This window comes from Rhodococcus sp. B7740, from assembly GCF_000954115.1.
Taxonomy (GTDB): Bacteria; Actinomycetota; Actinomycetes; order Mycobacteriales; family Mycobacteriaceae; genus Rhodococcoides.
Window position 1 is genome coordinate 750,723 of record NZ_CP010797.1, and the last position, 12,015, is coordinate 762,737.

Annotated in this window: 6 protein-coding genes; 2 read left to right on the forward strand and 4 right to left on the reverse strand. The window is 65.6% G+C overall.

Annotation, left to right across the window (positions count from 1 at the left end; genetic code table 11):
- Positions 1-98 precede the first annotated feature (98 nt).
- The gene (locus tag NY08_RS03525; protein ID WP_045194930.1) at positions 99-1,646 is read left to right on the forward strand and encodes an MFS transporter; all 1,548 of its coding nucleotides are present in this window, start codon (positions 99-101) and stop codon (positions 1,644-1,646) included.
- Here the strand turns inward: NY08_RS03525 and treZ are convergent.
- The 4 genes from treZ to NY08_RS03545 are packed head-to-tail and all read right to left on the reverse strand — an operon-like array spanning position 1,619 to position 10,244.
- Positions 1,619-3,379, reverse strand: a complete 1,761-nt coding sequence (treZ, locus tag NY08_RS03530) for a malto-oligosyltrehalose trehalohydrolase (RefSeq protein ID WP_045194931.1) — start codon at positions 3,377-3,379, stop codon at positions 1,619-1,621. The two genes, NY08_RS03525 and treZ, sit on opposite strands and share 28 nt — an antisense overlap.
- Positions 3,376-5,751, reverse strand: a complete 2,376-nt coding sequence (gene treY / locus NY08_RS03535) for a malto-oligosyltrehalose synthase (RefSeq protein WP_045194933.1) — start codon at positions 5,749-5,751, stop codon at positions 3,376-3,378. Before treY ends, treZ begins: the two co-directional genes overlap by 4 nt.
- Positions 5,752-5,754: 3 nt before the next feature.
- Positions 5,755-8,052 carry a glycogen debranching protein GlgX gene (glgX, locus tag NY08_RS03540; RefSeq protein ID WP_045194935.1) on the reverse strand — a complete coding sequence of 766 codons (2,298 nt, stop codon included), beginning with the start codon at positions 8,050-8,052 and terminating at the stop codon, positions 5,755-5,757.
- Positions 8,053-8,108: 56 nt separating this feature from the next.
- The gene (locus tag NY08_RS03545) at positions 8,109-10,244 is read right to left on the reverse strand and encodes an acyltransferase family protein (RefSeq protein WP_045194937.1); all 2,136 of its coding nucleotides are present in this window, start codon (positions 10,242-10,244) and stop codon (positions 8,109-8,111) included.
- Between the two features lie 293 nt (positions 10,245-10,537).
- On the opposite strand from NY08_RS03545, the gene NY08_RS03550 reads away from it, so the two are divergent.
- Positions 10,538-11,752, forward strand: a complete 1,215-nt coding sequence (locus NY08_RS03550) for an MFS transporter (protein ID WP_032394363.1) — start codon at positions 10,538-10,540, stop codon at positions 11,750-11,752.
- Positions 11,753-12,015: the final 263 nt, after the last annotated feature.

Genomic DNA, 12,015 nt, shown 5'->3' on the forward strand with positions numbered 1-12,015 from the left:
CTCTCGATCACTGTACCGGCTGGACGGTCGGTACACGTCGTCGCTTCGGGACCAGTTCCGGTCACCGAGCGCAGAACGTAGGAGCAGCAGTGAGTGACATGCGCACCGGTTCGGTGCACGAAGCGACCGGAGCATCCGAGAACCGAGCCACCCCGAAGGACTGGCTGGGTCTGGTGGTTCTGGCATTCGCCGTGTTGCTCATCGCCGTCGACGGCACGGTCCTCGATCTGGCCCTGCCCTTCATCAGCTCCGACCTGGCACCGACCAGCAACCAGCTGCTGTGGATCATCGACGTCTACTCGTTCGTCCTGGCCGGCCTGCTCATCACCATGGGCACGCTCGGCGATCGGATCGGTCGTCGTCGATTGCTGCTGATCGGAGCGGCGGGCTTCGGTATCGCCTCGCTCGTCGCCGCTGTCTCGACCAGCGCCGAGATGCTCATCGCGGCCCGGGTGCTTCAGGGCATCTCCGGCGCAACTCTGATGCCTGCGACCCTCGGCTTGATCAGGACCATCTTCCTCAACCCGCGTCAGCGCGTCGCCGCCATCGGAGTGTGGGGCGCGATGGCCGGTGGCGGTGCCGCCGCGGGGCCGCTCGTCGGAGGCTGGCTGCTCGAACACTACTGGTGGGGATCGGTGTTCCTCATCAACATCCCCGTGATGATCGTGCTGATCGCTCTCGGGCCGCTGGTCATCCCTGAGTCCAAGGATCCGAACCCGGGACGTTTCGACCTGACGAGCTCGGCACTGTCGATGCTCGCCATCGTGCCCGTGGTGTTCGCGGTGAAAGAGACCGCGGCACACGGATTCGACGTGGTCTACCTGCTCTCCGCAGTGATCGGCATCATCGCCGGGTTCGTGTTCGTGCGGCGGCAGCGAACTCTCGCGGCCCCGATGATCGACCTACGGCTGTTCGCCAACCGAGCGTTCTCGACGGGTGTGGCCACGAATTTCCTGTCGGTCTTCGCCCTCGCCGGGGTGCTGTTCTTCGGTTCGCAGTACCTGCAGCTCGTCCTCGGCAACAGTCCGCTCGAGGCGGGACTGTTGCTGCTGCCCGGCACCGCCGCCAGTATCGTCACGTCGTTGCTGGTCGCGGTCCTGGTTCGGTACTTCAGCGCGGGAACGGTTCTCGGTGTCGCGATGTTCGTCGCGGCTGCGGGCGCAGGCATCCTGGTCGGCTTGGCCACGGACAGTGGTCCGACACTCTTCATCGCCGGATTCGTGCTCGTGGGCGCAGGCGTCGGTGTTGCGCTCACACTGACCTCCGAGTTGGTCGTCAGCTCCGTCGAACCCGAACGAGCGGGAGCTGCCTCGGCAGTGTCGGAGACCGCATACGAGCTGGGCATCGCGTTGGGTGTCGCCGTACTCGGCACGGTGGTCATGGCCATCTTCCGTCGTGGAATCGACGTCACCCAGCTGACCCCCGAGCTCGGAGCCAAGGCAGGCGAAACACTCGGCGGCGCGGATGCCGTGGCTCGTGAATTGCCGGACTCGGTGGCGACGGTTCTGCTCGATTCCGCACATGCTGCCTTCGTCGCGGGCATGCATGTCGCGGCCGTCGCCACCGCGGTGGTTCTCGCCGTCACGGCCGTGTTCGTTCTGGTCAACCTACGCAGGCGTCAGGACTCCAGTACGACGACGGAGTGACCGGGAACCGTGGTGGCAGAGCCGGTCTCGTTCGAGGTCGTCGGCTCCCACTCGAGTAGTGCGGAGCCGCCGACCGGCACCGTCACAGCGGATTCGGACAGGTTGCACACCACGCTGATGCGGCCACGACGAACGACGATCCACTGCGCGTCCTCGTCGTAGTCCACCTTCACGTGGTCGAGCCACGGGTCGGTCAGTTCGGTCCGGTCGCGGCGCAGCCGCAACAAGTCGCGATAGACGGCCAACAGTCGCGCATGATCGCCGTCGCCCAGCTCCGACCAGTTCAGCTTCGACCGCGTGAACGTCTCGGGATCCTGCGGATCCGGGATATCGCTCTTGTCCCACCCGTGCTCGGCGAACTCCGCCTTGCGTCCCTCTGCGGTGGCCTTGCCCAGCTCGGGCTCGGGGTGCGAGGTGAAGAACTGGAACGGCGTCGACGCTCCCCATTCCTCGCCCATGAACAGCATCGGGGTGTAGGGCGAGGTCAGCACGAGCGCGGCCTTGATCGCAAGCTGACCGGGGGAGAGGTAGAAGCCCGGACGGTCGCCGATCGCGCGGTTGCCCACCTGGTCGTGTGTGGTCGTATAGGTCACCAGGGAGCTGGCCGGGATGCGCCGGGTGTCCAGTGGTCGACCGTGGATGCGACCACGGAAACTCGAGTACGTTCCGGCGTGGAAGAACCCCTGCCGCAACGTGTTCGCCAGCCCCTGCAGCGAACCGAAATCGCCGTAGTAGCCCTGCCGCTCACCGGAGACCGCGGCGTGGATGGCATGGTGGATGTCGTCGTCCCATTGGGCGTCGAGTCCGTACCCGCCGCCCGACCGAGCAGTGATCAGCATCGGATCGTTGAGGTCGCTCTCGGCGATCAGGGTCAGTGGCCGACCCAGATGTGCCGAGAGACTTCGGGTTTCGATCGACAGCTGCTCGAGCAGGTGCACCGCAGTGTGGTCGACGATCGCGTGCACCGCGTCGAGCCGCAGTGCGTCGATGTGAAACTCGGAGAACCAACGCAGTGCGTTGTCGAGGGCATAGCGCCGCACCTCGCCCGAATCGGCCTCGGCGTAGTTGATTGCCTGGCCCCAGCTGTTGGCCCCCTCGGTCATGTACGGGCCGAAGCGGTCCAGGTAGTTGCCGGACGGGCCGAGGTGGTTGTAGACCACGTCCAGAACGACACCGATACCGCGACCATGGCAGGCATCGACCAAGCGCTGCAAGCCTTCCGGGCCGCCGTACTCTTCGTGCACGGTGTACCAGAGAACGCCGTCGTAGCCCCAGTTGTGCACGCCGTTGAACCCGTTGACCGGCATGATCTCGATGAACGTCACGCCCAGATCGACGAGATGATCGAGCTTGCCGACGGCCGCGTCGAACGTGCCCTCATCGGTGAACGTGCCGATGTGCAGCTCGTAGATCGACGAGCCGGGCAGTTGCCGTCCGGTCCAGGCCGCGTCGGTCCACAGCGTCGGATCGACCTCGAAGACCTGCGACAGCTCGTGTACGCCGTCGGGCTGCCGGGGCGAACGCGGATCCGGCAGCGCCTTGTCCGCGTCGTCGAGCAGGAAGCCGTATCGAGAGTTCGGTGCGGCGTCGACGTCGGCGTGCCACCATCCGTTCGAGGAGCGCTGCATCGGATGCACCGTGTCGTCGAGCTGGAGGCGGACCGTCTCCGGGGTCGGTGCCCAGACCTGGAATCGTCTTGTCGTCGCCGAAGAGGTCGCTGCTGTCGATGTCACTGTGTCACCGCTTCTTCGTTGTCGCGCACCAGAAGTGCGACCGGGAGTGAGGCGAACACCTCGGCCACCGACACCGTGCCGGTGTGTTCGACGTCGGTGATGCGGTCGCGCCAACGGCCGTCGGGCAGGGCCACGGATGTCTCACCCCAACCCTGCTCGGACAGGCCGAGCGAGAGTCTCGTGGCGAGTGCGATCACGTCGGCGTTTCCGGGAACCGGTCCACGCGAGAACCCGACGAGGTGCTCGGCTGCGGATCCGTCCGCGACGATAGGCGTGTAGGTCCCGCCGACGAAACTCTTCGGCCGCTCGCGTCGCACGTGCAGTGCGGCGCGAACGACGGCGAGCTTGGCCGCACCCGTGTCGATCGAGAGCGCAGCGGTGTTCGACGCGGCGAGCATCGATCGACGCACCGAGTAGTCGACGGGCCTTCGGTTGTCGGGGTCGACGAGCGAGTCCTCCCACAACTCGGTGCCCTGGTACACATCGGGGATGCCTGGCCCGGCCAGGTTGAGCAGTTTCTGACCCAGTGCGTCGGAATGGCCGTGCGGAGCGAGCTTCTCGACGAGCATCGACATCGAGCGCGCGACGGCACCGTCGAAGATCGCGTCGAGCCAGCTGTGTACTGCGGACTCGAACTCCTCGTCCGGGTCGGTCCACGTCGTGCGAAGGGCGGCCTCGCGGATCGCCTTCTCCGCATAGGCGTGGACGCGTTCACGCAACGAGGACGTGACCACCCCGTCGGTCGGCCAGACTCCGAACAGGTTCTGCCACAAGAACATTCCGGTGGTGCCATCGGGACTCGGGGTCAGTTCTTCCCAGTCGGTTATACAGCGGGCCCACAGTTCGGGAGTCTGCGACAGCACGCCGATGCGTGCCCGCACGTCCTCGCCGCGCTTGGTGTCGTGGGTCGACAGCGTGGTCATCGCCGCCGGCCAACGCTTCGCGCGGTCCGCATTTGTGAGATGGAAGAACTCGGTGCTGCAACCGAATCGGCTGGGATCACCGCCGACCTCCTGCAATGAGATGAGCCGGTTCGCACGATAGAACAGGCAGTCCTCGACACCCTTGGCCGTGACGGCACCGCACACCTGATCGAAGCGCACCGGCGATTCGGCACCGCTGATCAGAGCCGTCGTCAACGCGCCGAGGCCGGTTGCCAATTCGGGCTGCTCCTCGCCGATCTCCGCGATCACTCCGGGCAGCACACGAGCGAGCGGCGCGTAGTCGGTCCGGTAGACGGGGACGGCCGCGACGACGGCGACGATCGCGTCGATGACGGACTCGAGATCGACGGTGGTGCCGGATTCGCGCACGACGGCCCGCGCGAGGCGTCGCACCTCCGGGGACAGATCGCCGCGGGCGACCCCGGTCTTGAGGTCCAGTTCGGTCTCGTGCAGCGTCTCGCTGTCGTAGGCGATGCCCGAGCGCACCTGGGACAACGCGGTGAGTGCATGCACGCCCTCGGGGTCGACGAACACTCCGCCGACCGCGGCCAAGGCGTCGTATCCGGTCGTCCCGTCGACGGGGAGCGATTCGTCCAACGGTTCGCCGTCGGCCAGGATCTTCTCGATGACCAACCACCGGTCGGGGCCGAGAAGTCCGCGGAGCTCGGTGAGGTAGCCGGCGGGGTCGGCCAGGCCGTCGGGATGGTCGACGCGAAGTCCGTCGATCAGACCGTCCTCGATCCAACTTGTCACCTGTCGATGGGAGTCGGTGAAGACGTCGAGGTCTTCCTGCCGGATTCCCGCCAGACCGTTTACCGAGAAGAAACGTCGGTACCCGATCAGCCCGTCGGACCAGCTCACCAGTCGGTACGACTGGCGATCGTGTACGGCCTGCGCATCGCCGCTGTCGGTGCCGTCGGCGATGGGGAAGCGGTGCTCGTAGAACGCGAGCAGAGGCCGGTCCTCGGAGCGGTCGACGGTCAACTCGCCGACGTCGCTCGCGCTCCCGAGAACGGGGATGGCGATCTTGCCGTCGACGCCGTTGTCGGCTCCGAAGTCGATGTCGAAGTACGTCGCGTACTCGGACTCACGACCGCGACGAAGTACGTCCCACCACCATGCGTTCTGCCGCGGGTCCTCCACTCCTACGTGGTTGGGCACGATGTCGACGATGATCCCCATGCCCACTTCGGCGGCACGAGAATGCAACTGCGTCAATGCTTCTCGGCCTCCCAGTGCGGCCGAGACCGTCGAGGTGTCGGTGACGTCGTAACCGTGTGTCGACCCGTCCGTCGCCGTCAGGATCGGCGAGAGGTAGAGGTGGGTGACCCCGAGGTCATGCAGGTAATCGACCACGTCCGAGGCGTCGGCAAGGGTGAAGGCATCGCCCCGCAGTTGTAACCGGTATGTACTGGTGGGCAGCGGCATGTGTCAGGCAGTCTTTCGTAGAACGAGCAAGGAACGAGCGGTGACTTCCACCGGTGTACCCGCTTCGATCGATTTCTCACTTGTCCCGGTTCGCGACGCGGTGTTGAGCGCCACCGTCCACTCCTTGGCGTAGTTTCCGTCGGGGGTCACGAACTCGATGGTCTCGTGATGTGCGTTGAAGCACAACAGGAACGAGTCGTCCACCACGCGCTCACCGCGTTGGTTCGGCTCCGGGATTCCCTCGCCGTTGAGGAACACCGTGAGCGACTTGCCGAATCCGCTGTCCCAGTCCTCCGGGGTCATCTCCTCGCCGGCGGGGGTGAGCCAGGCGATGTCTCGAGCCTGCTCGCCGGTTCGAATGGGGCGGCCCTCGAAGAACCGTCGGCGTCGGAACACCGGATGCTCGGCGCGCAGCGCGATGGCGTTGCGGGTGAACTCGATCAGTTCGGCGTTCTTCTCGGCCAACGACCAGTCCATCCAGGCCAGTTCGGAGTCCTGGCAGTAGACGTTGTTGTTGCCCTGCTGGGTGCGCGCCATCTCGTCGCCGTGGGCGATCATCGGCGTGCCCTGGCTCAGTAGCAACGTCGCCATGATGTTGCGGATCTGGCGGGCACGCAGGTCCAGGATCTCCGGATCGTCCGTCGGGCCCTCCACGCCGCAGTTCCACGAGCGGTTGTGACTCTCGCCGTCGTTGTTGTCCTCGCCGTTGGCGTCGTTGTGCTTGTCGTTGTACGACACCAGATCGTTGAGCGTGAACCCGTCGTGCGCGATGACGAAGTTGATGCTGGCACCGGGGCGACGGCCGGTGGCCTCGTACAGATCCGAGGATCCGGTCAGTCTCGATGCGAATTCACCCAGTGTGGCCGGCTCGCCCCGCCAGTAGTCGCGCACGGTGTCGCGGTATTTGCCGTTCCACTCCGTCCACAGGCCGGGGAAGTTGCCGACCTGGTAGCCGCCCTCGCCCACGTCCCAGGGCTCGGCGATCAGCTTCACCTGGCTGACGACCGGATCCTGTTGCACCAGATCGAAGAACGCGCTCAGGCGATCGACGTCGTGCAGTTCGCGCGCCAGGGTCGACGCGAGGTCGAATCGGAATCCGTCCACGTGCATCTCGGTGACCCAGTAGCGCAGCGAGTCCATGATGAGCTGCAGCGTGTGCGGGTGTCGCGCGTTGAGGCTGTTGCCGGTACCGGTGTAGTCCATGTAATGCTCGAGGTCGCCGTCGACGAGCCGGTAGTACGCGGCGTTGTCGATGCCGCGGAAGCTGATGGTCGGGCCCATGTGGTTGCCCTCGGCGGTGTGGTTGTAGACCACGTCGAGGATCACCTCGATGCCGGCGGCGTGGAACGAACGGACCATGGCCTTGAACTCGGTGACCGCGGCACCGGGGGACTGCAGCGAGGAGTACTCCGCGTGCGGGGCGAGGAAACCGAATGTGTTGTAGCCCCAGTAGTTTCGCAATCCCTTGTCCAGCAGAACCTGATCCTGCATGAACTGGTGCACCGGCATCAGCTCGATGGCCGTGACACCGAGGTGGTTGAGGTGGTCGATGATCACCGGGTGCGCCAGGCCCGCGTAGGTGCCGCGCTCGGCTTCGGGGATGTCGGGGTGGTTGATCGTCATGCCCTTGACGTGGGCCTCGTAGATCACCGTCTCGTGATACGGGCGTTTGGGAGCGCGATCGGCCTGCCAGTCGAAGAAGGGGTTGATCACGACGGTGGTCATCGTGTGTCCGAGCGAATCATGCTGGGGGAAGTCGTTGTTCGGCACCTCGTCGTGCGCGACGGGGGCTTCCTCGATGATCTCGTCGTCGGGATCGGCGAGATCGGCGGCGTCCTCGAACGGGACCTCGGCGTCGAGCGAATCCGCGGCTTCCTCGACGATCCGTACCTCGGACTCGGGCTCGAGTTCGGGAGCCGGGGCGTCCATGTTGTACGAGAACAGCGATCGGTCACCGTCGAACGTTCCCTCGAACGCCTTGCCGTACGGATCCACGAGCAGTTTGCTCGGATCACAGCGATGCCCGGCGGCCGGATCCCACGGGCCGTGAACGCGATAGCCGTAGCGCTGACCCGGTACCACCGTGGGCAGATACGCGTGCCAGACGTAGCCGTCGGACTCCTCGAAACGGATGCGGGTCTCGGTGCCGTCCTCGGCGATCAGGCACAGATCCACCGCCTCCGCGACCTCGGAAAACAAGGCGAAGTTGGTTCCTGCTCCGTCGTAGGTTGCGCCCAGCGGATAAGCGGATCCCGGCCATACTGCGATGGCAGGCGTGTCGTCGGAGGCTTCGTGCAGCATGGATCAACCCTACTGTGGCGGGTGGGCCCGGGCTTACCGAGCGCGAGCCGCCCCGCTCACGGTCCGGCCCACCAGCCGGTGGCCGATCCGATCTGTCGGCCCAGCTCGGTGGTGAGGGTTCGCACGTAGGTCGCGGTGAGATGGTGTTCGTCACGGTAGATCAGAACGTTTCCCTGCTCGGCGCGGCACACGAAGTCGTCGCACACGGCATCGGACAGGTCGAGCGCTGAGAATCCGCCCAGCTGAAACGACGAGGCCAGGGCCGGATTGACGGGGTCCAACGCGTCGTCCCTCGGAATACCGCACGAGACGGCCGTGCCGCCGTCGGCGAGGCAGTCGATGGCCCGGTAGGCGAGCCATGGGGTGTCTCGGATACCGAGAATCCCGACGCCGTCCGCGGTGAGTTGCTGCCACACCGAGGCGTACCAGGGGGGAGTGAAGTCGCCGGGGGCGTCCCCTCGAGGCCGGGTGGCGGTGGTGAACACGTAGTCCGGCTGCATGTCGGCGATGTCGGAGAGGACGGTCCGAGTCCAGTCCAGGCAATCCGGGTACTCGTTCGGGCCGAGCATCGGCATCGTGTTCACGCTCAGCGGGCATCCCATCTTGAGGAAAGTGACCACCGCGAAGCCGTGTTCACGTCCCAGGGCGTCGAGGGCCGTGACCCAGTGTTCGGCATGCGAGCTGCCCGCCAGCACGATGGTTCGGGTCGCGTCGACGTCGCCGTAGGAGCACGAGATCGCTTCCCAGGTCTCGAAATCCGCGATGCAGCCCTCGATGGTGGTGGCCGGCAGGTCCTCCGGGGCCGAATACAGGGGCGGGATCACGTCGGCGGGGTCCGCACGAATCCCGTCGGTCAACTCGAGCGCGCCCGGGTGGGTCAGCTGGTCGATGGATCCGTTGGCTTGCACGGCGTCGATCGAGCGGCTGATGTAGGCGTTCCACCCGATCGAACTCGCGGTGACCGCGATCGCGGCCACCACCGCACACGCGGTCACCGCGATGCGTGCCGGGGTGAACGTGGTCGACTGCGTGGGCCGCTCGACCAGACGAACGGTGAGGAATGCGAGTGCGACCGAGGCAGCGACGATGCCGAGGCCGCCGAGCATGTCGACGTGGGACCGATCGGTGGCCGAGAGGTAGAAGATCAGCAGCGGCCAGTGCCACAGGTAGAGCGGAAACGCGATGGATCCGAGCCAGGCGAAGAAGCGGTTGGAGAGCGTGGCCGCGACGGCCGTCTCGGAACCGGCGACGATCAGCGCGATGGTGGCCAGCACCGGGATCAGGGCCAGCGGCCCCGGAAAAGCAGCAACACCGTCGACGAGAAAGCCGCACGCGACGATGACACCGATGCCGACAACGGCAAGGGCCCCGCGTGCGGTCGACCACGTTCGGGTGTCGCGGGCAGACGGCCCGGCCGCCGGTTTGCCGCTGCGTGCGGCGAACACGGCTGCGACTGCGGCCCCGAGCATGATCTCCCACAGCCGCGCACCGGTGTCGTAGTAGTTCCACGCCTGGTGGCGTCGAACACCGTCTGCTGCGTACACGAAAGACACCACCGCGATCACGGTGAAAATCACCGCGAACGTCACAGGTCGAAGACTTCGTGGTCCCTCGGGTCGCGCGACACGCCGGACCCATGCCAGACCGAACACGACGGCAATGGCCAGTAGGTAGAACTGGAACTGCACGGCCACCGACCACAGGTGCTGAACGGGACTCACCGAGGGGTCGGCCGCAAGGTAGTCGTTCGCCGTCGTCGCCAGCTGCCAGTTCACGAAGTAGAAGACACCGGCCACCAGCTGATCGCCCAGGTCGGCCCATCGGGTCCGGGGAAGCAGGAACACCAATGCGACGGCCACCGTGAACAAGGTGATCAGCAGTGGCGGCCCGAGTCTGCGCAGTACTCGCGAGATACGCGTGATCGGGTTCAGGCTCGCGCCGGACTCGGCCGATCTCAGCAGAGATGCAGTGAAGAAGAAGCCGGACAGGGTGAGGAACACATCGACGCCGCCCGACACTCGACCCATCCAGATGTGGAAGACGACGACGAGGGCGATGGCGACACCGCGCAGGCCGTTGAGGTCGTGTCGCTGTGGTGGCCGACGCGGTTCGCTCGACGGCGGAGCTGCGTCCCCCTGAGCCGGAACGGCAACTGCGGCCGAGGTATCGGCGCTGCTCTGGGGTACGTGCATGGAGGAGAAGTGACTTCCCGGCTGTGTATCGACCACTCGGTCGGGGGTCGCGGACGGTTGGTACCCGACTCCGGTGAAATCGGGATTCAGGGGGAAACAATACGTGTACGTGAGGTGAAGTACCCCTCGGAGTCTGCCTTGCGGCAATAGTCCCAGTTCGCGGACGGTTTCGGTGCAGCCACGCATGACCGGCTTGCGCATGTATGAGGCGTATGCAAGCATTTATCAAGCGCGTGCAACTAAACGCGATAGCTCGATAAATGTGTACGCATCTTCCATTCAGGAGTTCAGACATGCCACTCGGCTTGCTCGCCCTCGCCATCGGGGGATTCGGAATCGGTCTGACCGAATTCGTCATCATGGGCCTACTGCCCGAAGTCGCGGCCGATTTCGCGGTCACCGAGGCCACCGCCGGCTGGCTCATCACCGGCTACGCGCTCTCCGTCGTCGTCGGGGCCCTGATCGTCACCGCCGCCGTGACACGGTTTCCTCGCAAGAACGTCCTGCTCGCACTGATGTGCCTGTTCATCGTCGGCAATCTCGTCTCCGCACTGTCGAGCAGCTACGAGATGATGCTGTTCGGCCGCGTCGTCGCAGCGCTGTGTCACGGAGCGTTCTTCGGCATCGGTGCCGTCGTCGCGGCGAGCCTGGTCGAGCCGGCGAAGAAGGCCGGAGCCATCGCCATGATGTTCGCCGGCCTCACCGCCGCCAACGTCCTAGGAGTTCCGTTCGGGACGTTCCTGGGTCAGAACCACGGTTGGCGCTCGACGTTCTGGGCGATCACGGTGATCGGCATCGTCGCGTTGATAGGCATCGCCACCCTCGTTCCTCGCGATACCGGGAGCGACGAGGTGAGCAATCTGCGTCGCGAGTTGCGCGCGTTCCGGTCGGTGCAGGTATGGCTGTCCATTGTGGTCACGGTGCTCGGGTACGGCGGCATGTTCGGTGCGTTCACATACATCGCGTTCACGCTCACCGACGTCAGTGGCTTCGCGTCGAGTTCGGTGCCGTGGCTCCTCGTGCTGTTCGGCGGTGGACTGTTCGTCGGCAACTACCTCGGCGGCAAGGCGGCCGACCGCAACCTCACCGGCACACTGACGATTCTGCTCGGGGCACTGACCGTCGTACTCGTCTTCTTCGCGCTCACCGCGGAGAGTCGCCCGGCGACGATCGCATCTCTCGTGCTCATGGGTGCGTTCGGTTTCGCGACGGTCCCTGGGCTGCAGATGCGGGTGATGTCGTTCGCATCCGACGCTCCGACGATGGCGTCCGGCGCGAACATCGCCGCATTCAATCTCGGAAACGCATTGGGCGCGTGGCTCGGCGGTGTGACGATTTCCGCCGGTCTCGGCTACACCTCGCCGATCTGGGCCGGAGCCGGTATCACTGCGGCGGCCTCGATCGTTCTGTTGTTCGCAACCGGTCTGCTTCGACGCGCCGACGCGGATCCGGTCGCGGGAGCGAGCCGACCGAGCGCTGCGACCAGTGCTGCGGGATCGTCCACCTGAAGGCCGAAGGAGTCGGCAGTACCGTCGACCCTCCATCGCTTCAGAGGCGCGGGCACGGTAACCGTTGTGGCACAGGACAGGTCGATGTCGACCGAGGTGCCGTCCTGATTCGGTAGTACGAGTCGGCCGCCGTCGAGAGCCGGCGACGCGACTCCGTAACGGCGGTGGATTCGGGCGGAGACGATGGTCGCTCGGTTCACCGTCGCGACGACCTTCCCGGAGGATCGCAGAGTGAGTGTCGTCGGCGAGAGAACATGAGGATG

Coding starts and splice junctions, on each gene's coding strand:
- NY08_RS03525 (WP_045194930.1), top strand. CDS start 99: ATGCGCACCGGTTCGGTGCACGAAGCGACCGGAGCATCCGAGAACCGA.
- treY (WP_045194933.1), bottom strand. CDS start 5,751: ATGCCGCTGCCCACCAGTACATACCGGTTACAACTGCGGGGCGATGCC.
- glgX (WP_045194935.1), bottom strand. CDS start 8,052: ATGCTGCACGAAGCCTCCGACGACACGCCTGCCATCGCAGTATGGCCG.
- NY08_RS03545 (WP_045194937.1), bottom strand. CDS start 10,244: ATGCACGTACCCCAGAGCAGCGCCGATACCTCGGCCGCAGTTGCCGTT.
- NY08_RS03550 (WP_032394363.1), top strand. CDS start 10,538: ATGCCACTCGGCTTGCTCGCCCTCGCCATCGGGGGATTCGGAATCGGT.